The organism is Lacinutrix sp. Hel_I_90 (genome assembly GCF_000934685.1).
Taxonomy (GTDB): domain Bacteria; phylum Bacteroidota; class Bacteroidia; order Flavobacteriales; family Flavobacteriaceae; genus Lacinutrix.
In genome coordinates, this window is record NZ_JYNQ01000001.1 from 2,305,625 (window position 1) to 2,331,203 (window position 25,579).

General features: G+C 34.4%; 25 protein-coding genes. 21 read left to right on the top strand and 4 right to left on the bottom strand.

Going from position 1 to position 25,579, the window contains the following annotated elements:
* The first annotated feature begins 45 nt into the window (after nt 1-45).
* The 5 genes from GQ46_RS10180 to GQ46_RS10200 are packed head-to-tail and all read left to right on the top strand — an operon-like array spanning nt 46 to nt 6,525.
* Nucleotides 46-2,007 (top strand): nucleoside-diphosphate sugar epimerase/dehydratase, encoded by a 1,962-nt coding sequence (locus tag GQ46_RS10180; protein ID WP_052503450.1) that lies wholly within the window; start codon nt 46-48, stop codon nt 2,005-2,007.
* Nucleotides 2,008-2,042: 35 nt separating this feature from the next.
* The gene (locus GQ46_RS10185; protein WP_044401378.1) at nt 2,043-3,341 is read left to right on the top strand and encodes a UDP-glucose/GDP-mannose dehydrogenase family protein; all 1,299 of its coding nucleotides are present in this window, start codon (nt 2,043-2,045) and stop codon (nt 3,339-3,341) included.
* The gene (locus GQ46_RS10190; RefSeq protein ID WP_044401381.1) at nt 3,341-4,330 is read left to right on the top strand and encodes a UDP-glucuronic acid decarboxylase family protein; all 990 of its coding nucleotides are present in this window, start codon (nt 3,341-3,343) and stop codon (nt 4,328-4,330) included. The genes GQ46_RS10185 and GQ46_RS10190 overlap by 1 nt, the downstream gene beginning before the upstream one ends.
* A gap of 3 nt (nt 4,331-4,333) precedes the next feature.
* On the top strand, nt 4,334-5,743 hold the full coding sequence (locus GQ46_RS10195) for an exopolysaccharide biosynthesis polyprenyl glycosylphosphotransferase (RefSeq protein WP_044401385.1): 1,410 nt from the start codon (nt 4,334-4,336) through the stop codon (nt 5,741-5,743).
* A gap of 2 nt (nt 5,744-5,745) precedes the next feature.
* The gene (locus tag GQ46_RS10200; protein WP_044401387.1) at nt 5,746-6,525 is read left to right on the top strand and encodes a glycosyltransferase family 2 protein; all 780 of its coding nucleotides are present in this window, start codon (nt 5,746-5,748) and stop codon (nt 6,523-6,525) included.
* Here the strand turns inward: GQ46_RS10200 and GQ46_RS10205 are convergent.
* Nucleotides 6,506-7,789, bottom strand: a complete 1,284-nt coding sequence (locus GQ46_RS10205) for a phenylacetate--CoA ligase family protein (protein ID WP_231567346.1) — start codon at nt 7,787-7,789, stop codon at nt 6,506-6,508. The genes GQ46_RS10200 and GQ46_RS10205 overlap by 20 nt on opposite strands.
* 212 nt (nt 7,790-8,001) lie before the next feature.
* Here GQ46_RS10205 and purD point away from each other — a divergent pair, with 212 nt between their 5' ends.
* Nucleotides 8,002-9,273 carry a phosphoribosylamine--glycine ligase gene (gene purD, locus GQ46_RS10210; protein ID WP_044401394.1) on the top strand — a complete coding sequence of 424 codons (1,272 nt, stop codon included), beginning with the start codon at nt 8,002-8,004 and terminating at the stop codon, nt 9,271-9,273.
* On the opposite strand, the gene GQ46_RS10215 is transcribed toward purD, so the two are convergent.
* Nucleotides 9,268-9,495: a hypothetical protein gene (locus tag GQ46_RS10215; protein ID WP_044401397.1), complete on the bottom strand. Its 228-nt coding sequence runs from the start codon at nt 9,493-9,495 to the stop codon at nt 9,268-9,270. The genes purD and GQ46_RS10215 overlap by 6 nt on opposite strands.
* A 42-nt stretch (nt 9,496-9,537) precedes the next feature.
* Between GQ46_RS10215 and GQ46_RS10220 the strand changes: the two genes are divergently transcribed.
* The gene (locus GQ46_RS10220) at nt 9,538-10,461 is read left to right on the top strand and encodes a DUF6427 family protein (protein ID WP_044401400.1); all 924 of its coding nucleotides are present in this window, start codon (nt 9,538-9,540) and stop codon (nt 10,459-10,461) included.
* Here GQ46_RS10220 and upp read toward each other — a convergent pair.
* Nucleotides 10,450-11,109, bottom strand: coding sequence for a uracil phosphoribosyltransferase (gene upp / locus GQ46_RS10225; RefSeq protein WP_044401402.1), 660 nt, complete (start codon nt 11,107-11,109; stop codon nt 10,450-10,452). The genes GQ46_RS10220 and upp overlap by 12 nt on opposite strands.
* Nucleotides 11,110-11,204: 95 nt before the next feature.
* Between upp and GQ46_RS10230 the strand changes: the two genes are divergently transcribed.
* Together GQ46_RS10230 and GQ46_RS10235 are read left to right on the top strand one after the other, a co-directional pair.
* Nucleotides 11,205-11,813 carry a DUF4254 domain-containing protein gene (locus tag GQ46_RS10230; RefSeq protein WP_044401404.1) on the top strand — a complete coding sequence of 203 codons (609 nt, stop codon included), beginning with the start codon at nt 11,205-11,207 and terminating at the stop codon, nt 11,811-11,813.
* Between the two features lie 125 nt (nt 11,814-11,938).
* Nucleotides 11,939-12,931 (top strand): glycosyltransferase family 9 protein, encoded by a 993-nt coding sequence (locus GQ46_RS10235; protein ID WP_369793437.1) that lies wholly within the window; start codon nt 11,939-11,941, stop codon nt 12,929-12,931.
* Nucleotides 12,932-13,135: 204 nt separating this feature from the next.
* On the opposite strand, the gene GQ46_RS10240 is transcribed toward GQ46_RS10235, so the two are convergent.
* Nucleotides 13,136-14,194 (bottom strand): ferredoxin--NADP reductase, encoded by a 1,059-nt coding sequence (locus tag GQ46_RS10240; RefSeq protein ID WP_044401409.1) that lies wholly within the window; start codon nt 14,192-14,194, stop codon nt 13,136-13,138.
* Between the two features lie 95 nt (nt 14,195-14,289).
* Between GQ46_RS10240 and GQ46_RS10245 the strand changes: the two genes are divergently transcribed.
* The 12 genes from GQ46_RS10245 (at nt 14,290) to atpG (ending at nt 25,468) form a co-directional block, all read left to right on the top strand.
* Complete coding sequence (locus tag GQ46_RS10245; RefSeq protein ID WP_044401411.1) at nt 14,290-15,762, top strand: DUF5687 family protein; 1,473 nt, start codon at nt 14,290-14,292, stop codon at nt 15,760-15,762.
* 5 nt (nt 15,763-15,767) lie between these two features.
* The gene (locus tag GQ46_RS10250; protein ID WP_044401414.1) at nt 15,768-16,475 is read left to right on the top strand and encodes an ABC transporter ATP-binding protein; all 708 of its coding nucleotides are present in this window, start codon (nt 15,768-15,770) and stop codon (nt 16,473-16,475) included.
* Nucleotides 16,476-16,611: 136 nt separating this feature from the next.
* Complete coding sequence (locus tag GQ46_RS10255; protein WP_044401416.1) at nt 16,612-19,161, top strand: hypothetical protein; 2,550 nt, start codon at nt 16,612-16,614, stop codon at nt 19,159-19,161.
* Nucleotides 19,162-19,173: 12 nt separating this feature from the next.
* Entirely contained in the window at nt 19,174-19,581 is a 408-nt protein-coding gene (locus GQ46_RS10260; protein ID WP_044401419.1) for a polymer-forming cytoskeletal protein, read from the top strand.
* Nucleotides 19,550-19,774: an AtpZ/AtpI family protein gene (locus GQ46_RS10265; RefSeq protein WP_156133178.1), complete on the top strand. Its 225-nt coding sequence runs from the start codon at nt 19,550-19,552 to the stop codon at nt 19,772-19,774. The genes GQ46_RS10260 and GQ46_RS10265 overlap by 32 nt, the downstream gene beginning before the upstream one ends.
* On the top strand, nt 19,774-20,157 hold the full coding sequence (locus GQ46_RS10270) for a DUF6168 family protein (RefSeq protein ID WP_044401425.1): 384 nt from the start codon (nt 19,774-19,776) through the stop codon (nt 20,155-20,157). Before GQ46_RS10265 ends, GQ46_RS10270 begins: the two co-directional genes overlap by 1 nt.
* A gap of 131 nt (nt 20,158-20,288) precedes the next feature.
* On the top strand, nt 20,289-21,446 hold the full coding sequence (gene atpB / locus GQ46_RS10275; protein WP_082041742.1) for a F0F1 ATP synthase subunit A: 1,158 nt from the start codon (nt 20,289-20,291) through the stop codon (nt 21,444-21,446).
* Nucleotides 21,447-21,488: 42 nt separating this feature from the next.
* Nucleotides 21,489-21,689, top strand: a complete 201-nt coding sequence (atpE, locus tag GQ46_RS10280) for an ATP synthase F0 subunit C (protein WP_044401428.1) — start codon at nt 21,489-21,491, stop codon at nt 21,687-21,689.
* An 85-nt stretch (nt 21,690-21,774) separates the two neighbouring features.
* Nucleotides 21,775-22,266: a F0F1 ATP synthase subunit B gene (locus GQ46_RS10285; RefSeq protein WP_044401431.1), complete on the top strand. Its 492-nt coding sequence runs from the start codon at nt 21,775-21,777 to the stop codon at nt 22,264-22,266.
* A gap of 73 nt (nt 22,267-22,339) precedes the next feature.
* Nucleotides 22,340-22,870 carry an ATP synthase F1 subunit delta gene (atpH, locus tag GQ46_RS10290; RefSeq protein WP_044401434.1) on the top strand — a complete coding sequence of 177 codons (531 nt, stop codon included), beginning with the start codon at nt 22,340-22,342 and terminating at the stop codon, nt 22,868-22,870.
* A gap of 29 nt (nt 22,871-22,899) precedes the next feature.
* The gene (gene atpA, locus GQ46_RS10295; protein ID WP_044401438.1) at nt 22,900-24,480 is read left to right on the top strand and encodes a F0F1 ATP synthase subunit alpha; all 1,581 of its coding nucleotides are present in this window, start codon (nt 22,900-22,902) and stop codon (nt 24,478-24,480) included.
* A gap of 127 nt (nt 24,481-24,607) precedes the next feature.
* Nucleotides 24,608-25,468: an ATP synthase F1 subunit gamma gene (gene atpG, locus GQ46_RS10300; RefSeq protein WP_044401441.1), complete on the top strand. Its 861-nt coding sequence runs from the start codon at nt 24,608-24,610 to the stop codon at nt 25,466-25,468.
* The last annotated feature ends 111 nt before the right edge of the window (nt 25,469-25,579 follow it).

The window sequence follows — 25,579 nt, forward strand, 5'->3', positions numbered from 1 at the left end:
GTAATTATAATTAAGATATTTGTAAATCGAATTATTATCACCTAAATGCTTAAAAAATTAAAACAAGCGATATTTCAAGTCTTAGAATCAAGTCGCAAAAAGATTGATTTCAAGACCATAAACTATTTACCACGTTGGGCTATTTTATGTTTTGATACTATCATTTTAATCATTGCTTTAATGACCACGAAGCTTATAGTAAGTAGCTTGAAGAATATTAGCTATTTTTCTTTTTTTCCTACTAAGCAAGAATTAATAGTCATTTTCGTTAATGTCTTATTTTTCATTCTATTTAGAACCTACGCTGGCTTAATAAGGCATTCTACTTTTATTGATGCTGTTAAGTTTTTTTTAGCTTCTGTTTCTACTCTAATTACAGTTTTAGCCATATACTTTACGTATTATCTTGTTACAAAAGAGCCTTTATTCGTCCTTTCAGAAATACTATTATATGCTATCATATCCTTTTGTGGCTTATTCCTTTTTAGAATATTGGTAAAACAAGTGTTTGAAACTTATCTTAATTATCAACATGAAGAAGATCAATTAAATGTTTTAGTTTATGGTACAGATGAGAACGCCATAGCAATAGCTAGTGCTCTAAAATCTGAAAAACCATCAAGATATAAAGTGCTGGGTTTTGTTGATAAAGATGGAAAAAACAGGAGTAAAGAAATATTAGGTTTGCCAATAATTCATTTAAAGCGAAAAATGGCGACTATCTTAAGGGCACATAAAGCACATGCTTTAATAATTGCAGACAATAACTTAACTAAAGATGAAAGTATTGCAATAATAGATAATTGTATTGAGTATAATTTTAAGGTCTTTAGGGCGCCACTAATATCAGATATAGAAACCAATAAAAGTCTGTCTAATCAAATTGAGAAAATTCAAATTGAAGACATCCTTGAGCGTGAGCCCATTAAATTAGATAATAAATTAGTCGCTAAAGAAATTTATAATAAATGTGTTTTAGTTACAGGAGGTGCCGGTTCAATAGGAAGTGAGATTGCTAGGCAAGTATCAAATTATAATCCTAAAAAACTAATTATTATAGATCAAGCAGAATCCCCGCTGTATCGTATTCAATTGGAAATAAAGAATAATTTTCCAGAGCTTGATTTTGAAGTCATTATTGCTGATATAAGGAATAAAACGATTATAGATGAGGTTTTTAAAGAACATTTACCAGATGTTGTATACCACGCAGCTGCATACAAACACGTGCCCTTAATGGAAAGCCATCCGTCAGAAGCGGTATTTACAAATATTATAGGGTCTAAAAATATTGCTGATTTAGCACATGAATATAAGGCTGAGAAATTTGTAATGGTTTCTACAGATAAAGCAGTGAACCCAAGTAATGTAATGGGCGCGTCAAAACGCATTGCAGAGATTTATATTCATGCGCTACAAAAAAAATTAAAAATAGATAATAGTTCAAAAACGCAGTATGTCACTACCAGATTTGGGAATGTTTTAGGTTCTAATGGTTCTGTCGTTCCACTATTTAAAAAACAAATAGAAAAAGGAGGCCCTTTAACCATAACGCATCCAGACATTATCCGTTATTTTATGACCATTCCAGAAGCCTGTCAATTGGTAATTGAAGCGGGAGCCATGGGAAATGGTGGGGAGGTATTTATTTTCGATATGGGTAAAGCCGTGAAAATTATAGATTTGGCTAAAAAAATTATTCGTCTCGCGGGTTTTACCCCCTATAAAGATATCGATATTAAGGTTATCGGTTTAAGACCAGGGGAGAAATTGTATGAAGAATTGTTAAACGATACGTCTGAAACATTGCCAACTTATAATGATAAAATAATGATTGCAAAAATCGATTGTCATGATTACGAAGAGGTTAATACATTGATTTTAGAATTAGCGGAAACAGCCAAAGAAGGAACCAAAAATGAAATTGTTTTGAAAATGAAAGATCTTGTGCCAGAATTTTTGAGTATGAACTCTGACTTTGAAAGACTTGACAAAAAAATTGTTTAAGTTATTTATTAAATAAAATACCGAATCATTTATCAATGAAAATAGCAGTAATAGGCACAGGATACGTCGGTTTAGTAACAGGAACCTGTTTAGCAGAAACCGGAAATGACGTATTGTGTATAGACATAGATAAGAGTAAAGTAAAACAAATGCAGGCTGGTAAGGTGCCTATTTATGAGCCGCATTTAGACGTGTTGTTTGATAGAAATATTAAAGCCAACCGGCTTAAGTTTTCTACAAGCTTAGAAGAAGGTCTAAATCATGGCGATATTATTTTTCTTGCCCTTCCAACACCTGAAGATGAGGATGGCTCTGCAGATTTAAAATACATCTTAGGCGTTGCAGAGGATATTGGTAAATTAATGACGGCGTATAAGGTGATTGTAGATAAAAGCACCGTGCCCGTTGGAACCTCAAAAAAGGTACAAGCTGCCATCGCCAAAAATGCAAGCGTCGCCTTTGATGTGGTTTCTAATCCAGAGTTTTTAAGAGAAGGTTTCGCAGTAGACGACTTTTTAAAGCCGGAGCGAATTGTTATTGGAGCAAGCAGTGATAAAGCAATAAAACTTATGGAAAAACTCTATAAGCCCTATGTGCGTTCAGGCAATCCAATTATTATTATGGATGAAAAGTCTGCAGAGCTCACTAAATACGCTTCAAATGCGTTCTTAGCCGCAAAAATAACCTTCATGAATGAGATTGCTAACTTTTGCGAAAAGGTGGGAGCAGACGTCGATAAGGTTAGAATAGGGATGGGTACCGATTCTCGAATTGGTAAGCGCTTCTTGTTTCCAGGGATAGGTTATGGTGGTTCTTGTTTTCCCAAAGATGTAAAAGCACTACACAAATCAGGATTAGACAACAACTACAATTTCCAAATTTTAGATGCGGTAATAAATGTTAATGCAAAACAAAAGCTGGTTTTAATTCCCAAAATTGAAAAACATTTTAATAACACTTTAAAAGGAAAAAATATAGCGGTTTGGGGCTTAGCTTTTAAACCAGAAACAGATGATATTCGTGAAGCACCCGCATTATATATTATTGATAGTTTATTGGCATCTGGAGCCAACGTAACAGCATTCGACCCAGAAGCCATGCCGAATGTAAAACGTAAACTAGCTAATAAAATACGTTTTGCTGAAAGCATGTATGAAGCCCTTGAAAAGGCAGATGCTTTAGTAATATGTACAGAATGGAGTATCTTTAGAACACCAAATTTTGATAAAATAAAGTCTTTAATGCATGCTCATGTTATTTTTGATGGTAGAAATCTATACGATGTAAAAGATGTTGAAAATGAAGGATTCAAATATATATCAATAGGAAGATAATGGGTTCAAAAAAAGTATTAATAACGGGTGCAGCTGGATTTTTAGGCTCTCATTTATGTGACCGCTTTCTTAAAGAAGGTCACAGTGTTATTGGTATGGATAATTTTATAACGGGGGACAAAAAAAATATTGCTCACCTCGATAATAATCAAAAATTTAGTTTTATAAATCACGATATCACAGAGTTTATTAAAATCGAGGGAGCACTAGATTATATCTTGCACTTTGCATCACCTGCCAGCCCAATAGATTATTTAAAAATTCCTATTCAAACCCTAAAAGTAGGCTCTTTAGGGACGCACAATTTATTAGGTTTAGCAAAAGCAAAAAAAGCAAGACTGTTAATAGCTTCAACGTCTGAAGTTTATGGAGATCCATTAGTGCACCCACAAACAGAAGAGTATTACGGAAACGTAAATACTATAGGTCCAAGAGGCGTTTATGACGAGGCAAAACGTTTTCAAGAGTCTATAACCATGGCATACCACCGCTTTCATGGTATAGAAACAAGAATTGTACGTATTTTTAATACGTATGGACCAAGAATGCGACTTAATGACGGTCGCGTTATCCCAGCTTTTATGGGGCAAGCACTAAGAGGGGAAGATTTAACTGTTTTTGGAAACGGGATGCAAACTCGTTCGTTTTGTTATGTTGATGACCAAGTAGAAGGGATTTATAAATTATTATTGAGCGATTATTCCAATCCGGTTAATATTGGAAACCCGCATGAAATTACCATTAGGGGGTTTGCAGAAGAAATTATAAAACTTACTGGGACAAAACAGAAAGTTATTTATAAAGCGTTACCTATTGATGATCCTATGCAACGTCAACCAGACATTTCTTTAGCAAAAAAGCTATTGGGTTGGGAACCAAAAGTAGGTAGGGAAGAAGGTATGAAAGTGACCTTTAATTACTTTAAAAGCTTAAGTGAAGAAGAGCTATATAAAAGTGAGCATAAAGATTTCACAAGCTATAACAAATAGAATATGGAGTATCAACGTGGTCGGTATTCTTGGTTATTAAGACCCGTTTTAATGGTTCTTGATGTTACGATTATTAACGTCCTAGCGTTTTATTTTTTCAGCTTTAATGAAGAGAATCTGTCTTTTTTCTCCTCAGGTTTTTTAAATAGTAAGCATTTACTGTATATTATATATTCAGTACTATTCTGGTTGTTCTCAACTTCTTTTATCAGTTTTTATAACGTCTACCGCTATACCTCAGTTTTAAATATCATTTCGCTTTTAGTGAAGCAGTTTTCTATTTATACCCTAGCTGTGTTCGCCTTTATTGGCTTGTTTAGAAGTGTTAATGTCGAGACCTTTGCTACCTTTAGGTACTTGACTTATAGCTTTTTCGCCATTGGCGCAATCAAGTTGATAAGTTATTTTTTGTTAAAGACTTTTCGTAAAATATTACATGGAAATGTAAGACACGTTGTTATTATTGGAAACAGTGACGGCGCAAAAGAATTGAAATTTATTTTCAATAATAAAAAAGAATTAGGGTATGATTTATTGGCAATCTTTGGAAATGATAATCTAAAAGAAAATAAGGGCACAATCAAAGACAGCTATAAGTTTTTAGAAGAAAACAATGGCATAGATGAAATTTATTGCGCTATTGATGAGCTTACCGAGAACCAAGTTAATGATTTTGTAAAATACGCAAATACGCACCATTGCAATATTAAATTTATCCCTAATTCTAAAAAACTGTTTACCAAACGGCTTAAAACGGACTTTTATAATTACCTACCCGTATTGTCCATTCAGAAAGTGGCACTGAACCATGATTTTAATAAGTTGTTAAAACGTACTTTTGATGTGATCTTCTCTCTTTTTATCATCATTTTTATATTGTCCTGGATTACGCTTATTTTATTTTTTTTAATAAAAAGCGAATCTAAAGGGCCCTTATTTTTCAGGCATAAACGTCATGGTATTAACTATAAAGAATTCGTTTGTTATAAATTTAGATCACTAAGAACGATTCAAGAAGTTCAAGGCACTTACGTTAAGCAAGATGACCATAGGGTCACTAAGATAGGTCGCTTTTTAAGACGCACTAGTATAGATGAGCTACCACAATTTATTAATGTACTCATAGGAGACATGTCTGTTGTTGGGCCAAGACCGCACATGTTATCTTATACTGAAGATTATTCTAAAAAAGTGGATAAGTATAATTTTATTTTTCGTCATCATGTAAAACCAGGCGTTACTGGATTAGCTCAAATAAAAGGCTATAGAGGGGAAATTAAAAGTGATGAGGATATTATTAACCGGATTAAATATGATATATTTTATATTGAAAACTGGTCGATTTTATTAGACATAAAAATTATTTTTCAAACCATTTTCAATATCTTTAAAGGCCAAGAAAAGGCGTATTAATCGTGAAAGCACTTGTTTCTATAATTACACCACTTTATAATTCTGAAGCCTTCATTTCTCAAACCATACACTCTGTTTTAAAGCAAACCTATTCCAATTGGGAATTACTACTCATAGATGATTGTTCTACCGATAACACCAGAACAATTGCTGACAGGTTTACGAGTAAACACAATAATATCATACTGCTTAAAAACAAAGTCAATGCTGGAGCAGCAATCTCAAGAAATAAAGGAATTGCGGAAGCAAAAGGGGATTATATCGCCTTTTTAGATGCCGACGATTTATGGAAACCAGAAAAACTAGAAAAGCAACTCGCTTTTATGGAAACCGAAAAGTGTGAGGTATGCTTTAGTAGCTATGAGCAAATGGATGAAACGGGAAAGCCTTTAAATAAATTAATAAAAGCCTTACCTGTTTTAACCTATAAAAAGTATTTAAAAAGTAATTACATTGGAAATCTTACAGGGATTTATAACGCCAAGCGTTTAGGTAAAATCACCTCGCCCAACTTACGTAAGCGGCAGGATTGGTTACTCTGGTTAGTAGCCATTAAAAGCTCTGGTAAACCCGCTAAAAGTGTACAAGAATCTTTAGCGTTTTATCGTGTTCGCAACGACTCTATGTCATCAAATAAATTCAATTTGATAAAATATAATTACTGGGTGTATAGAAAAGGACTCGGCTTTTCGGTGCCCAAATCAATGTGGTCTATGGTCGTCTTTTTATGGGAACACTTCTTTGTGAAATCGAAACAGACCATTACTTTACATAAGAAATAAACTGTTTAACCTTTCCGCTTTTGCTGCGTTCTAAAGCTTCTTTTCTTTCAAAAGAAATGGTTAATCCAGGTTCTAAATAATCATCTAAAGCTTTTTTTACTATGTTTTTGTCATTGGTAGTAAAGACCTTGTCTGAGACATAACTTACTTTAAAAGTATCTAAAGCCAATTGCTCAATCATAAATTCCTTAACATTAGAGGCGTCATCGATAACGGTCTTAGTCACATAATACATCGTGAAACCCGCGGCTGTTTTCCCGCTTGGCAATCTTAAAATATCATTGGTTCTACCTGCGAGTGACTCTAGTATAGGTTTGCTTACGGTACTGTGTTTAGACAAAGTACCGATATCACCTAAATCGTAGCGAATAAAAGGATGGGCTTTATTATATAAAGAAGTGATCACTAACCGTCCTTGTACCCCATAAGGCAAGACAGTGTCATTTTCATCTAAAACTTCAACATACAAATCATGGCTGTTTATTTGCCATTCACCATTTGGGTTTTGAAAAGCAATCAAGCCTAATTCGGCGGAGCCATATTCATTAATTACAGGAACACCAAAGGCTTTTTCTAGTAATTTTCGGTCTTCTTCAAATAGTGTTTCAGAGGTGGCTATACAGGCTTTTAGCGTTGGGCAAATGGACTTTAAAACAAGATGCTTGCGCTCTAAATACTTACCGAAAATCGCCAGAGCATTCGAATAACCGTAGAGATATTCATATGAAGTACGACTAAATAGTGTTACGTTTTTCTCTAGCTGAACATCACTCATATCAAACACTGAAAACCTAAAACGGTTGCTAAGTCTATCCTTTAAACGTTCCTTATAGTAACTCATTTTATTTAAAGGAATACCGTAAAATCGCCCTTGTTTCGAAGTATTCAAGTCTAGATCATACCAACGGTATCTGTCCATAAAAACAGCCCACGATAATGCATGGCAAAAGGGGTCTTTTGCGAAACTTAAGGGATTACCAGAAGAGCCAGAGGTATTATTTGTCAGGCAGTTCTTTTTCGTAAAACCATGAGACAATCGGTGTCTTAAAGGCTGTTGTAAATCGCGTTTTGATAGAATGGGAATGGTGTTCCAGTGAGACGCATCAGCTTTCGTTGCAAACGCTTTATAAAAGGGGTTGTGAGCTAAATGATGGTTAACTATTTTTTTTCTCTGCTTTAAAATATGTGCTTCAAGGTCAGGACTATTTAAGCTAGTGATAGCTTTCAATTTCTTTTTGGCTTCCTGTATAGGGAAACCTTTCAATTTTAAAGAAAGCTCAAATAGATTCAAAAGAAATTTTATTATATAACATCGAAATTAAACAAATAAAATGGGTTTTCCATAATTTTCCTTTTAAAGCAAAAGCGCTTTTAGGCTGAAATAGAAGGCTTGTAAAAATTTTCTAAAATGAAACAAACAAACCTTTTATATCTAAAACGCAAAAGGCTATTTTTGTCAAAACAATACCAACAACAATGAACATTTTAATACTAGGTTCTGGCGGAAGAGAACATACAATCGCATGGAAAATTGCTCCAAGCGATAAATGCAGAAACTTATTTGTTGCACCTGGAAACTCAGGTACCGCTAAAATAGCAACAAATGTTCCCGTAAGTGTAACCGATTTTGAAGCGATTAAAGCAGTCGTTTTAAATAATAAAATCATGATGGTTGTTGTTGGGCCGGAAGACCCTTTAGTTTTAGGTATTCATGACTTCTTTTTAGCAGATGAAGCACTTAAAAATGTCGCGGTTATTGGGCCACAAAAAGCAGCTGCTGAGTTGGAAGGCAGTAAAGAGTTTGCTAAAGAGTTTTTATACAAACACAACATACCAACGGCTGCTTACGAATGTTTTAATGCTAAAACAGTTGAAAAGGGCTATGCTTTTTTAGACACTTTAAAGCCACCATACGTTTTAAAGGCAGACGGGTTAGCCGCAGGAAAAGGGGTTGTGATTTTAAATGATATTGATGAAGCGAAAGCCGAATTAAAAGCCATGCTTATTGATGCAAAATTTGGAACGGCGAGTACCAAAGTAGTCATTGAAGAGTTTTTAGACGGTATAGAATTAAGTTGTTTTGTGTTAACAGATGGTAAAAATTATAAGATTTTACCAACAGCAAAAGATTACAAGCGTATTGGTGAAGGTGATACAGGTTTAAATACAGGGGGAATGGGAGCAGTGTCTCCGGTCCCTTTCGCAGATGAAGCTTTTATGTCTAAAATAAGAGAGCGCATTGTAATTCCAACCATAAACGGACTCCAAAAAGATAATTTACCGTATAAAGGCTTTGTGTTTATAGGCTTAATAAAAGTGGGTGATGATCCAAAGGTTATTGAATATAACGTGCGTTTAGGAGATCCTGAAACGGAAGTCGTTTTACCCCGTTTAAAGAATGATTTAGTAACCCTTTTTCAGGCGGTTGCAAACCAAACTTTAGATAAAATAACCCTTGAAATCGATGAACGTGCAGCAACAACGGTAATGTTAGTTTCTGGTGGATATCCAGAGGCTTACGAGAAAGGAAAAGAGATCACTGGGCTTGAAAATATTGAAGGTTCTATCGCTTTTCATGCTGGGGCACAGGTAGAGGACAATAAAATTGTAACCTCTGGAGGACGCGTTATGGCGATTACCAGTTACGGTACCACGTATCAGGAAGCCATAAAAAAATCTTATCAAAATATAGAAAAATTACATTTTGATAAGATGAATTATCGAAAAGATATTGGTTTCGATTTATAAGTAAGAATGCGAAGAAATACTTTTGTCTTCTTCGTTGTTGTCGTTAAATTTCTTTAGCTGAAGCATCCAGTATACAAAAGCAACTAAGCCAATAATTGTAAATAACCAACTCATGATATTCGCTGTAAACCAGCTTTCTAATTCTAAGGCTCTTAGGGCATCAAAAGGTGCAAAAAGAACGTTTACAAATAAGTCTTCTATCGCTTCAAATAAATCCTTCATAATTTATAGTATATTTATAAAGCAAAAATACAAAAACTACTAATGATTGCAAGTATTTTTAGTAAATCTAAGCCAATAAATTTTTTAATCGTCTTTTTTATAACGATTATCGCTTTATTGGCTGCGCTCTATCTCGATCCGGAATCGGAAATAAATGCGCTATCTATTTTTAAATTATTACCTGTTTTCATCGTTTGTTATTTGAGTATCCTGCTATTAGATTTTATAGTAAACAAGAATTCTCTATCCCAAAAAAGCAACTTCGAAGTAGTATTATTTAGTGTGTTTGTCTTAGCCATTCCACAATTGTTTTTACATCAAAACCTTGTGTTTTCAAATCTGATCATACTCTTAGCGTTACGGCGCATCATTAGTATTCAAAAACAAAAAGACACCCTTAAAAAACTCTTTGATTCGGGATTTTTGATTGGGTTAGCTAGCCTTTTTTACTTTTGGTCAATTTTATTCTTTGTGCTTATTTTTATAGCTATTTTTTTCTATGCAGAAGCTGAGATAAAAAAAGTAATAACGCCTTTTTTAGGATTTATTTCGATTTATATTGTTGCAATAACTTATTCTTTAATTGTTGATGATGCCTTTTTCTCGGCATTCACTTGGTCACCAAGCATTAGTTTTGATTTGAGCGCTTTTAATAGTGCTCAGTTTATAATAGCCATTACAATGTTCTTGTCTTTTGGTTTGTGGTCTTCCATTTTTTATTTAAGAGGTATAAAAAACAAAAAGAAAACCTTCAGGCCATCCTATAGTGTAATATTTTCAGCCTGTCTTATTGCAAGTAGTATTATCGTAATTGCACCAAATAAAAATGGCAGTGAATTCCTTTTTCTCTTTGCGCCATTAGCAATAATTATTACTAATTATATTGAAACCATAGCAGAAAAATGGTTTAAAGAAGTGTTTTTATTTGCCTTATTAGTGATTCCGTTTATACTTTTATTTTTGTAATTTTTGGCCAAAGGCTAAATCACCGGCATCTCCTAAACCTGGTACTATATAACCCTTAGAATTAAGATCTTTGTCTACAGCACCAATCCATAAGGTGGTGTTTTTTGGAAAGTGCTTTTTTACAAAATTAAGACCTTCTTGGGCACCAATAACAGCCGCCAAATGTATTGCTTTAGGGGTTCCAAATGGTTTTAATGCTTCAAAAGTGGCTAATAGCGACTGGCCAGTAGCGACCATGGGATCTGCAAGTATTAAGGTTTTACCTTCCAAATTTGGACAGGCTAGATATTCCACAATAATTTCAAAGGTCTCTGGGTTTTTTAAATGGTGTCTGTATGCAGATATAAAGGCATTTTCTGCTTTGTCGAAGTAATTTATTAACCCATTATGCAAGGGTATACCAGCTCTTAAAACAGAACATAAGACCATTTCATTGTCATGAATACTTACTTCTGCTTTAGCTAAAGGGGTTTCTACTATTTTAGACGTATAGTTGAAGGACTTACTCATTTCATAAGCCAAAATTTCGCCTATACGTTCTATATTACGACGAAAACGCATGCTGTCTTTTTGAATAGTCGTGTCTCTAATTTCAGCTAAAAACGTATTTAGAATCGAGTTGTTTTCAGAAAGATTATGAATGGTCATGGCTTTAAAAGGCTTTTAGAAGAGTAAAGTTACAATACCATTTTAATGTTTCTTATATAATTTACGTAATTTTGAAGTCTTAAAATAATATACCTATGTTTACAGATAAGGCAAATGCCATTTTTCAAGACGTTATAAAGAAATATCATGAAATAAATACGGTAGATCAGCCGTTTACTAATAACTACGACAAAAACACGCAAACGCTTGAACATTTGCTCTACAGAAAATGTTGGATAGATACGGTGCAATGGCATTATGAGGATATTATTCGTGATCCGCAAATTGATCCGGTCGCAGCTTTAACCTTAAAGCGAAAGATTGATGCCTCTAATCAGGATAGAACAGACATGGTAGAGTATATTGATAGTTATTTCCTAGAAAAGTATCAAGAGGTAACACCAAAGCCTAAGGCAACAATTAATACCGAAAGTCCTGCTTGGGGAGTAGATAGACTCTCAATTTTGGCCTTGAAAGTATACCACATGGAAGAGGAGGCAACGCGCACTAATGCGACAGATGCACATAGAGCGGCATGCCAGAAAAAATTAGAGATATTACTAGAACAACGCGTTGATTTATCGACAGCGATTGACACCTTGTTAGACGATATTAGTAAAGGGGATAAATATATGAAAGTGTATAAACAAATGAAAATGTATAATGACAATGAGCTAAACCCTGTACTTCGCGGACAGAAATAGAAGTTAAGCAAAGCGTTAATTCATTGGGTTATCAAGCAAAGGTTGATTTAATGGTATAATAAATTGAAGGACAGTAGGCGTATAGGACGAAAAGGCTAATGTTAAAAAAACAGAAACACATCTTAGTGATCAGACTGTCAGCAATGGGAGACGTGGCTATGTGTGTACCCGTATTACGTGCATTTTGTGAGCAACATCCAGAGATAAAACTAACGGTTTTAACACGGGCATTTTTTACTCCTTTTTTTAGAGACATACCTCAGGTAACCGTTTTTGCTCCCGATTTAAAAGGGAAACACAAAGGTGTTTTTGGGTTATTCAAACTCTCTAAAGAACTCAAAACATTAAAGATTGATGCAGTAGCAGATTTGCACAATGTGTTACGAACTAATATTTTAAAATTATTTTTCTTCGGAAAAAGGTTTGTACAAATCGATAAAGGCCGAAACGAAAAGAAAGCATTGACCGAAGGGCGTGTTTTTCAGCAATTAAAAACAACGCATGAGCGCTATGCAGATGTATTCAGAGCCTTAGGTTATTCTTTAACCTTAAAGAATCCCTCGTTTCCTGAACTAGCAAAACTTAAATTAGGGACACAAGAGCTTTTGGAAAGCAATACTAAACACTGGATTGGCATGGCTCCTTTTGCTCAGTACGACTCTAAAATGTACCCCTTGGATTTACTTGAAAAAGTAATACATAAACTCTCTAGAACGCATAAAGTCATACTTTTTGGTGGCGGAAAACAAGAAGTGAAAATCTTAAACCAGTTTCAAAATAAATATGAAAACGTAGTTAATGTTGCTGGACAATTCGATTTAAATGAAGAACTCAACATCATTTCAAATTTAGATGTTATGGTGTCTATGGATTCGGGTAATGCACACCTAGCAGCGATGTTAGGAAAAAAAGTGATTACAATATGGAATGTAACACACCCATTTGCTGGTTTTTCTGCTTTTAATCAGCCAGAAGAACATGCTGTTTTAGCAAACAGAACGCAGTTTCCATTAATTCCAACCTCAATATATGGAAATAGATATCCAGAACATTATAAAGAAGCTTCCCGAACTATTGCACCAGAGACCATTATAAAAAAGATAGAAAGTGTGCTATAAAAAATGCCTCGCAGTTAAGCAAGGCATTACATTATAACAGCACATAAATATATTATCCCTTAACTAACAAATTTTAGCGTTATAATCTCTGCAAAAATATAACGATAAGAGTCTCTAAAATTTTTTAGATGTTAAACATTTTATAAAATCGATGAAAGCGGGGAAACCAACGCTCAAAAGAGGCTGTTGGCGTTACCATAATCGTTAAACATCATCATAATCAACAGTAATTTGCGCTGTTGTAGGTTGTGCCTGGCAGGTTAAAATTAAGCCTTCTGCAACTTCACTATCCGTTAAAATATTGTTTTGTCTCATCGTGGCACTACCTTCAGTAACACGCGCAATACAACTACTACAAATACCCCCTTGACAAGAATAAGGCGCATCTAAATCTTGAGCTAAAGCAGCTTCTAATATGGTTTGTGATTGTTCCATTTCAAAACTGTCTTCTTCATCATCAACAATAACCGTTATTTTTGTCTTACCATCAACTATACCTATTGATTCAACAGGTTTAGAAGTATTAGCAACCGTAAATAATTCAAAGTGTATTTTGTCTTTCGCAACGTTATTTTCTTCTAAAACAGACGTAATGGTATTAATCATAGCTTCTGGACCGCAAAGGTAAAAGGCATCTATTGCAATGTCTTTGTATCTGTTTTTTACAATGAGGTTTACCGTGCTTTTTTCAATGCGACCAAAAAGGGCATCAGGTTCTTGTGCTTGACTAAACAAAAACTGAATATCTAAGCGGTCTTTATAGTGATGATGTAGTTTTAGTAGTGCCTCAAAAAAAATAGTGTCTTGTGTTGTTTTGTTTCCGTAAACTAAAATGAATTTACTATTTGGTTCTTCTTCTAAAACAGTTGTAACAATGCTCATAACCGGTGTAATACCACTTCCCGCAACAAAGGCAGCAATCGTTCTGGATTCAGTAGCTAAAGGCTCAAAAGTGAAGCGCCCTTTAGGTTCTGCAACCTCTAATGTATCACCAATTTTTAAAGTACTATTAACATGTTTTGAAAAGGTTCCATGTTCTACTTCTTTAACAGCAACAGTAATGTCGCCACTTTTAGGAGAAGAACAAAGGGAATAATCACGACGTATTGCTTCACCATTGATAATGGTTTTTAAAGTGATGTATTGTCCGGCTTTAAAACTAAAATTTTGTTTTAAGTGCCCAGGGATATCGAAACTTAAGGTGACACATTGAGCTGTTTCACGATGGATGTTTTTTATTGAAAGGGTGTGGAATTGCGCCATTATTTTTTTTACAAAAATAAGCAACAAGAAATTAAATCTGTTTTTTTGTAACAAAAAGTGTGTTAATATTACTAATGGAGTAAACCCAACCAAAAATGATTAAACGTTTTATAAGTTTAGAGTGGAAAGGATTTACGCGCTCAGCCTCATTTAAAATGAATATGGCGCTTAAAATCTTAATGCTAATTGGCGCATTTTTTATGTTGCTCTATGCTTTAGGCTTAGGTGTTGGCGCCTATTATATTATTGAAGAATTGGTGGATCCAGACCCGTTTAAAATCATTAATAAATTTTTAATTTTTTACTTTATTGGCGATTTGGTTTTTAGGTATTTTCTACAGAAAATGCCAATAGTCAATATTAAACCGCTTTTATATTTGCCCTTAAAAAAGGATCAAGTGGTTAGGTTTGGTATTAATAAAACAATGGTGTCATTCTTTAATATCTGGCATGCTTTCTTTTTTATTCCGTTTTCAATTGTGCTTTTAGTTGAAGGGCATGATTTTATTAATGTCTTAGGATGGCATTTGGCTATGCTAGCACTTGTGTATTGTAATAATTTTATTAATATTTTTATAAATAATAAGGACTTTGCTTTTTACGCTGTTTTAGGGGGTATTGTAGCCTTAATGGCGTTAATGTATTATGAGGTTTTTGATATCACACAATACACAGCTCCAGTTTTTTCAGCATTTTACAAGTACCCATATTTGGCTATTATTCCATTAGTATTGGCTGTTGTGCTTTATAAAATGGCCTTTAGCTATTTTAGAAAAAACTTCTATTTAGATGCCGGTTTAGCTAAAAAAATAGATGTCGCAGAAACCGATAATATGACCTGGTTGGATCGTTTTGGGAGTGTGGCTACATTCTTAAAAAATGATATTAAATTAATAAAGAGAAACAAGCGTTCTAAGATGACCGTGTTTATGAGCTTTGTTTTTCTCTTTTATGGATTACTCTTTTTTACTGGTGCTATAGAAACTTATGAGGGTCCCTTTTGGCGTGTTTTTGCTGGTATTTTTGTCTCTGGTGGGTTTCTGTTTAGTTTTGGTCAATTCGTACCAAGCTGGGATAGCGCCTACTATCCATTATTAATGAGTCAAAATATTCGTTATAAAGAATATTTGGAGTCTAAATGGTATTTAATGGTCATTGCTACGATTTTCTCAACCATTTTAGCGTCCTTCTATTTGTTTTTTGGCTGGCAAGCTTATGCCGCCATTGTAGTAGGTGCCATCTATAATATAGGTGTTAATTCTCATATTGTGCTGTGGGGAGGAGCGTATATAAAAACACCTATAGATTTAACCTCTGGGAAAAAGGCTTTTGGGGATAAAAAAGCGTTTAATGTGAAAACACTATTATTAACGATTCCTAAATTATTACTACCCATGGTTATTTATGCTGTTGGTCATTTTTTACAAGGCGAAATTTTAGGTTTTGCTTTGGTAGCAATATTTGGATTAGCAGGATTATTATTTAAAAATAAGGTATTTAGCATTATAGAAAAGATTTATAAAGTTGAAAAATATAAAACACTGGTTGCTTACAAACAAACAAACTAAAAACGATGATAATTACTTCAAACCTTTCAAAAACATATAATACAAACACGGTATTAAATATTGAGCATTTAGAGATTCCAAAAGGGCAGAGCTTTGGTCTGGTTGGTAATAATGGTGCAGGAAAAACCACGTATTTCAGTTTGCTTTTAGATTTAATTCAGCCAACATCGGGTTATATTGAAAATAACAAGGTAAGGGTTCACGAAAGTGAAGATTGGAAACCCTTTACTGCTGCTTTTATAGATGAAACGTTTTTAATTGGGTACTTAACACCTGAAGAATACTTTTACTTTATTGGTGAACTTCGCGGACAAAACAAAGGAGATGTTGATGCTTTACTCGCTCAGTTTGAAGACTTTTTCCACGGCGAAATTCTTCAGCAAAAAAAATATCTGCGCGATTTAAGTAAAGGAAACCAGAAGAAGGTAGGAATCGTAGCGGCTTTAATAGGCAATCCAGAAGTTATAATTCTCGATGAACCTTTTGCGAATTTAGACCCAACAACACAAATTAGATTAAAAAGCATTTTAAGAGATTTGGCAAAAACGAAAGGTGTTACCGTTTTAGTTTCAAGTCATGATTTATCTCATGTTACAGATGTTTGCGAGCGTATTGTGGTGCTTGAGAAAGGAGAAGTCGTGAAGGATTTAGAGACCAACCCAGCAACGTTAAGAGAATTAGAGGCGCATTTTTCTGGGGTAGCTGTGGTTTAGTTCGTTTCTATTTAAGGCACATTTTCTTGATTAATTGGTGTAAACTCAAAAAGATGCTTATTTTTACGTGCTTTTGCAATAGTTAAATACTATTTACAAAAGTTTAAAGTTATGTATTAGACTAAATACAAGACCGTTGAAAATAACATTAAAAGCAATATTTATAGTAGTAATTTCTGCACTAACCATAACGGGTTGTTCGCGAAAGAACGACAGTTTTGTTAGTCGAAATTTTCATGCGGTAACCGCTGAATACAACACCTTATTTAATGGTAACATTGCCTTAGAAAAAGGAAGAGAAAATCTTAATAGTGCTTACAAAGACAATTATTGGGATATTTTACCTGTGGAGCGCATGCAAATTGCAGAAGATGTTATTCTGCCAGGGCAGTCTAAAAATGCAGACTTTGTTACTGCCGAAGAAAAAGCGGTAAAAGCCATACAAAAACATGGCATGAACATCGAAGGCAAGGAATACAATCCGCAAATTGATGAAGCCTATCTCTTATTAGGGAAATCCCGTTACTTCGATCAACGATTTATACCTGCTTTAGAAGCCTTTAATTACATTTTATATAAATACCCAGCAAGTAGTAATATTAATCGTGCAAAGGTTTGGCGTGAAAAAACAAACATGCGATTAGATAATGATGCGCTGGCGATTAAGAACTTAAAGCGTCTTTTAAAACAAGAAGAATTACAGGGTCAGGATTTAGCAGATGCCACCTCTATTTTGGCACAGGCTTATATAAATACGAAAGCTTTAGACAGTGCTTTAACACAAATTGGTATTGCTGCAAAAACGACTAAAAAATCTAACGAAGAAGGACGGTTCTACTTTATTCAAGGTCAGTTATACAATGCGTTACAGGATAAAGACAGTGCTAATTTAGCCTTTGATAAAGTTATAGATTTAAACCGAAAAATCCCACGTAAATACTTAATCAGTGCATATGTTGAAAAAGCTAAGAATTTTGATTACGAAAAAGGAAATAAATTAGAATTTATTGAGCATTTAACAGAACTTGAAAAAGACAGAGAAAACAGGCCGTTTTTAGACCACATTTATCACCAAATTGCACAATATCATAGTAACCAGAATAGAGATTCGCTTGCGGTTGTTTATTATAATAAGTCCATTCGCACGAATTCTCAAGATAAGATACTTATTGCAAAAAATTATGAAACACTTGGCGATATGAATTTCGACAAGAATAATTTTAAAGTTGCGGGTGCTTATTACGATAGTACCATGACAAAAATGGTTGAAAACAGTAAGCCATTTAGAATAATAAGACGCAAAAGAGAAAACCTTGATGATGTTATTAATTATGAAGGCATCGCTGAGGTTAATGACAGTATCTTACGTTTTGTAAACATGCCGGAAGCAGAGCGATTAACCTATTTTAATGATTACGTTGCGAGATTAAAAGCAAAGGCCGAAGAAGAGAAAGAAAAAGCCGCGATTGCACTACAAAAGCAGGGCTTGGCTCAAAATATTGCAGGACAAAATAATTCTGGTGGTTTTAAACCAGCAGGCGGTCCACCAGGAGCCTCTTCATTTTATTTCTACAATGACCAGACGGTAGCTTACGGTAAAAATGAATTTACTAGAATTTGGGGCGATAGAGAAAACAAAGACAATTGGCGTTGGTCTAGTGGCATAGGCTCCTCCCAAGTTGTTTCAAATACACTTGCAGGAAATGACATTACGGAAGACAGCGAATTGTTTGATGTGGAATTTTATATAGCACAAATACCTACAGACGAAAAGGTTATTGATAGCATTGCTAAAGAACGTAATTTTGCGTATTACCAATTAGGTTTGATTTATAAGGAAAAATTTAAAGAATACGAACTCTCAAAAACCAAGTTTACCACTTTATTAAATAATAATCCTGAGGCACGCTTAGTCCTGCCTTCAAAGTATAATCTTTTTAAAATTTACGAAATTTTAGGCCGTACAGAAGAGATGGAACGGCTTAAAACTGAAATTATTTCTAACTATCCAGACACGCGCTACGCTCAGATTTTAAGCAACCCAGAATTAGCACTAGCAAAAGATGAAAATAGTCCGGAAAGTGTTTATGAAGCCACGTACAAGCTTTTTGAACAACAGCAATTTGCTGAAACGATTTCCAAAAGCGAGGAATACATTGCTGTGTTTGATGGCGAGGCTATCGTTCCTAAATTTGAATTACTAAAAGCGTATGCCATAGGCAGACTGTATGGTTTTATTGAATACAAGAAAGCAATCAATACTGTTGCTGCAAATTATGCGAATACCGCTGAAGGTATTCAGGCACAATCCATTTTAGACAACGCATTAAAAGGCATAGAGAGTAACGCATTTGAAGATGAAACAACAGCATTAAGCGCAAAGGTGGTATTTGAATTCACAAAACCCACAGCAGAGGAATTAAAGACGCTTAAAGAAGCCATTGAAAAAGCAATAGATAAAATGAAATACCATAATATGTATGTTTCTGTAGACTTATATAATCCGGAAAAAACATTTGTTGTGGTTCATGGTTTAAGAAGTATTGAAACGGCCAGAGCCTTTACGTCGCTTTTTGAAAAACCAGAACAAGTAGAGCTATCAAGACCATTTTTTGGTATTTCAACAGCCAATTACAGGATTCTTCAAATTCATAAGAATTTAGAATCGTATTTAACCAATCAATAAAAAGAATAAAATATGTTTCCTGACAGTAAAAAGAGCAAAACAGAACTAAGTCAAAATTCAGTACAAAACCTTATCGCTAAGGGAACTAAAATAGTGGGTACTTTTGAAAGTGAAGGCGATATAAGGATCGATGGTATTGTTGAGGGTGAGGTAAGAACACCCGGAAAAGTAGTGGTCGGTAAGACTGGAGAAATCCACGGATCATTACAGAGCAGTAATGCCTATTTTGAAGGGACTTTAAAAGGAAAACTCATACTCACAGAAACACTAACTTTAAAACCATCGGCAAATATTGAAGGCGAAGTAGTGATTGCAAAACTAGCCATAGAGCCAGGGGCAATATTTAATGTGACCTGTGATATGAAAAACACAACAAAAGGTATTAAAGGTGACTCAAAAACCGAAAAAACAACTAAATAATTACATTAAATTCACGACCATTGCGTTTCAGATGATTGCCACAATTGGGCTATTGTCTTTTGTTGGTTGGTGGCTGGACTCTAAATTCCCGAATAATTATAGTGCGTATACTGTGATTTTTTCGCTTTTAGGAGTATTTCTTGCCATTTACCAAGTCATTAAACAGGTTATAGACATGTCAAAAGATAAATAATGAAGCAAAAATTAATTAAGTTTCTTTTCGTATTAATTCCATTTACACTCGTTTTTTTTTCACTACAATATTTTATTGCTGATTTAATAGCAGACACAAAAGCGTTATATTACGAGACTTGGAAGGTCTATGTCTTTAATTTTTCGGCAACCTTTATCGTGTATTTATTTGTTGTATTTGTAAACAAAACATTTTCTGATAAAACAGGCTTTGCTTTTATGGCCTGCGGATTATTAAAAATGATGGCTGCCATTATTTTTTTACTACCGCTTATCCAAAACAAAGAACTAGACGCTGTTAACGACGTCATAGCCTTCTTTATTCCTTACTTTCTTTTCTTATTTTTAGAAACAATTTACGTCGTTAAAATTTTAAATAAATAGGCGCTTTTTAAGTCTTAAAAATTAAGGAGTTACATGCTAATTTTTTTTTCTTCTGAATAACTTAAAAATTTAAAGAAAAAGCATACCTTTGCACCGAATTTTTAGGACGTTAATTTTTTATTAGATAAGGTATGACGATAGCACAAAAATCTATCAAACTGATCACAATAGTAGTATTAGCCTTGATTCCAATGGTTTCATTGGCATTAGAAGGTGATCAACATGGTGAGGATAAAGAATTCAATGCAAGTGAATTAATTAATGATCACATTGGCGATTCTCACGAGTTTCATATAGCAGATTGGAATGGGCATCCCATTTCTTTTTACTTGCCTGTGATACTTTGGACAGATAATGGTCTAACATTCTTTTCTTCAGAAAAATTTCATCACGATAACTCTGGGGAGCATGTTGTAGAAGCAAATGGTCAAGAATTTGTGAGACATCATGAAAGAATTTATTATAAGGATAAATTCGAAACAATGACTCAGGAAGAAAAAGAAGCTATGGTCCCTGTTGATTATTCAGTAAGACCTTTAGATTTCTCGATTACGAAGCTGGTCTTCTCTATGTTGTTTTCAGTCCTATTACTATTCATTTTGTTTAGTGCAGTTGGTCGCTCTTATAAGAAAAACAATAAAGCGCCTAAAGGTTTAGCTGCTTTTCTAGAGCCATTGGTGTTATTTGTAAGAGATGATATTGCTATTCCAAACATTGGGGAAAAGAAATACGCTAGATTTATGCCGTATTTATTAACTATATTTTTCTTTATCTGGGTAAATAACTTATTTGGATTAATCCCTTTCTTTCCCTTTAGTTCAAATTTAACAGGGAATATATTTTTCACTTTTGTACTATCATTTATTACATTTATAGTAACGTCATTTAGTGGGAATAAAGATTATTGGAAACATATTTTGACGCCTCCAGTGCCAAAAGCATTATATCCTATTATGGTGCCTATTGAAATCATAGGGATCTTTACTAAGCCTTTCGCTTTAATGATTCGTTTATTTGCAAACATCACGGCCGGGCATATTATTATATTAAGTTTGATTTCTTTAATATTCATATTTAAAAGCGTATTTATTGCACCAGTTTCTGGAGTGTTTGTTTTATTTATGAGTGTATTAGAGATGCTAGTTGCTGCCTTGCAAGCGTATGTATTTACCTTGTTATCAGCGCTATTTATAGGTCAGGCGGTAGCAGAGCACGACCACGATCATGCGCATGATGCAGCTGGTCACGAAATTCCAGACGCAGAAGATGTGCGTGGGGATTTTATTTAAACAAGAGTTTTTTAATTATTAACTAAATAAATTTTATTACTTATGGTATTAGCTGGAATCGGAGCTGGTTTAGCTGCAATTGGTGCAGGAATCGGTATTGGAAAAATTGGTGGATCTGCAATGGATGCAATTGCTCGTCAACCTGAAGCTACTTCAAAAATTCAAACAGCGATGATTATTGCTGCTGCACTTATTGAAGGTGTTGCACTTTTCGCAGTTGTAGTTGCTTTAATTGCAAAATAATTTTTGAAAAAAAATTAAATAGTTCCAGAACGGTTGGTTCTGGGACTATTTTAAAATTAAAAAATAATTAAATAATAATACAGATATGAACTTTACTGCACCAGAAAGTTTGATTTTTTGGACAACGATAATCTTTGTCGTGTTCTTTTTCTTATTAAAAAAGTTTGCATGGAAACCTATTTTAGGCGCTGTTAAAAGCCGTGAAGACTCCATTAATAACGCATTGGCTTCAGCTGAAATGGCGAAATTAGAAATGCAAAATCTTAAAGCGGATAATGAAAACCTTTTAAAGGAAGCACGTGCAGAACGTGAAGGGATGTTAAAAGATGCGCGTGAGATGAAAAACAAAATGATTGAAGATGCTAAAGATGAAGCGACGGCACAAGCGAACAAAATGATCGAACAAGCACAAGCAGCAATCGAGAGTGAAAAGAAAGCGGCTATGGCTGAGCTTAAAAATCACGTGGCAAGTTTATCTATTGAGATAGCAGAAAAAGTAGTGCGTCAGGAATTATCAAACAAAGACAGACAATTAGAATTAGTTGACTCTATGTTAGGTGAAGCAAAATTAAATTAATAATAATTAAATTATAGTCCTTTCAGAGTCTGTGCTGACCGCAGTCGAAGTAGAACGGACTTAGAACAAGAATATGGCAAGAGCAGCAATACGTTACGCAAAAGCAGTATTAAGTTTAGCAAATGATCAAAATTCAGCCGAGGCTGTAAATGATGATATGAAGCTAATCGCGAATACTATTGCCGAAAATAAAGACTTAAGCGATATGCTTCAAAGTCCTGTAATTAGCCCGTCTATTAAAAAATCTGCTTTACAAGCAATTTTTAAAGACACGAATGCCTTAACAGGTAACGTAATTGATACGTTGATTACGAATAAGAGAATAGATATTTTTGGAGATGTGGCATCAAAATTCAATGAATTGTACGCGACTTCAAAAGGTATTGAATCGGGAACAGTTACCACGGCGATTCCATTAACAGATGATTTAAAAGCGAAGGTTTTGGCTAAGGCTAAAGAATTAACTGGAAAAAAGGTAACGGTAGAAAATATCGTAGATGAAAACATCTTAGGAGGTTTCATTTTACGAGTAGGCGATTTACAATACAATGCAAGTATCGCAAATCAGCTAAATAAAATTAAAAGAGAATTCACATTAAACTAAGGTATTTATATATCTAAATAAATAATAAGATGGCAGAAGTAAAACCAGCTGAAATATCAGCAATCTTAAAACAACAACTTTCAGGTCTTGAAGCAAGCGCTTCACTAGACGAGGTTGGAACAGTATTAACTGTAGGTGATGGTATCGTACGTGCTTACGGATTAGCTAATGCTCAGTATGGAGAATTAGTTGAATTCGATGGTGGCTTAGAAGGTATTGTACTAAACCTAGAAGAAGATAATGTAGGTATTGTATTATTAGGAACTTCAGTAGGAGTAAGAGAAGGATCTATCGTAAAGCGTACAGAGCGTATCGCATCTATTAAAGTAGGTGAAGGTATTGTTGGGCGTGTGGTAGATACTTTAGGAAATCCTATTGATGGTAAAGGACCTATAACTGGTGAAACTTACGAGATGCCTTTAGAGCGTAAAGCACCTGGGGTTATCTATCGTGAGCCTGTAACTGAGCCGTTACAAACAGGAATTAAGGCTATTGATGCGATGATTCCAGTAGGTAGAGGACAACGTGAGTTGGTAATTGGTGACAGACAAACAGGTAAAACTGCCGTTTGTATCGATGCTATCTTAAATCAAAAAGAATTTTACGATGCAGGTGAGCCTGTATATTGTATATATGTTGCCGTAGGCCAAAAAGCTTCTACAGTAGCTTTAATTGCTAAAACTTTAGAAGAAAAAGGAGCTTTAGCCTATACTACTATAGTAGCTGCTAACGCGTCAGATCCTGCTGCAATGCAAGTATACGCACCGTTTACAGGAGCTTCTATTGGAGAATACTTTAGAGATACAGGGAGACCAGCTTTAATTGTATTTGATGATTTATCAAAACAAGCAGTTGCTTACCGTGAGGTTTCTTTATTATTAAGAAGACCACCGGGACGTGAAGCGTATCCAGGTGACGTGTTTTACTTACACTCAAGATTATTAGAACGTTCTGCAAAAATCATTAATAATGATGCCATTGCTAAAGAAATGAATGACTTACCAGATTCATTAAAGCCAATCGTAAAAGGTGGTGGTTCTTTAACGGCATTACCAATTATTGAAACACAAGCAGGTGACGTTTCGGCTTATATACCAACAAACGTAATTTCAATTACGGATGGACAAATTTTCTTAGATGGAGATTTATTTAACTCTGGTGTACGCCCGGCAATTAACGTAGGTATTTCGGTATCTCGTGTTGGTGGTAACGCACAAATTAAGTCCATGAAAAAAGTAGCTGGTACTTTAAAACTAGATCAAGCACAGTATCGTGAATTAGAAGCGTTTGCTAAGTTTGGTTCAGATTTAGATGCAGTAACTTTAAACGTGATTGAAAAAGGGAAGCGTAACGTTGAGATTTTAAAGCAGGCACAAAATGATCCTTTTAAAGTTGAAGATCAAGTCGCAATTATTTATGCGGGTTCTAAAAACTTATTAAGAGATGTTCCTGTTGAAAAAGTAAAAGAATTTGAGCGTGACTATTTAGAGTTTTTAAATGCAAAACACAGAGATGTATTAGACACTTTAAAAGCTGGAAAATTAACGGATGAGGTGACTGATACCTTATCGAATGTAGCAAAAGAGCTTTCGGCTAAATACAGAGCATAATATGCTCTTAAGCTCTCCGAAGTAAAGGGAGAGAAACTGAGCGTTTATAAAGTATAACATTTTAAAAAGTCCTTTCCATAATTGTGCATAGCGCAGTCGAAGAAGAAGGGATTTAGAATAGGAAGAAATGGCAAACTTAAAAGAAATACGTAATAGAATATCATCGGTATCTTCAACCATGCAGATTACCAGTGCCATGAAAATGGTGTCTGCTGCTAAGTTAAAGAAAGCACAAGATGCTATTACAGCAATGCGACCGTATTCAGATAAATTATCTGAGCTTTTACAGAGTTTAAGCGCGACTTTAGATGATGATTCTGGAAGTAAATTTTCAGAACAGCGCCAGGTAAAAAACGTGTTGATTGTTCCTATTACTTCAAATAGAGGTTTAGCAGGAGCATTTAATTCTAATATTATCAAGCAAACGCAGCATTTATTAAATACTGTTTATGCGGGTAAAAACGTGTCTATCCTTGCGATAGGAAAAAAAGGTAATGATGCTTTCGCTAAACGAAATATTGTTATTGGAAATTACAGTGAACTTTTTGATGACCTAACATTCGATAACGTGGCGCATGTAGCAGAACGTATTATGGACATGTTTGTTGAAGGAAAGTATGATAAAATTGAAATTGTTTACAACAAGTTCAAAAATGCAGCCACACAAATCGTAATGACTGAACAGTTTTTGCCAATTGTACCTATGGAAGGCGCTGTTAACGTCAATGCAGACTATATTTTTGAGCCATCAAAATTGGAAATTGTAGAGCAGTTAATTCCGAAGTCTTTAAAAACACAATTATTTAAAGGAATAAGAGATAGTTTTGCTAGCGAGCACGGCGCACGTATGACGGCAATGCACAAGGCAACAGACAATGCAACTGAGTTGAGGGATCAATTGAAACTAACGTATAATAAAGCGCGTCAAGCAGCTATTACTAACGAAATCCTTGAGATTGTTGGAGGTGCGGAAGCATTGAATAACTAATTTTATTTTCCTTATTTAAAGAAATTTAAAACTTAATTTATAGAAACCTTGTTCAATTTGAACAAGGTTTTTTTTATTAAGGCACCTTAATAGCATAAAAAGGCTATTTTA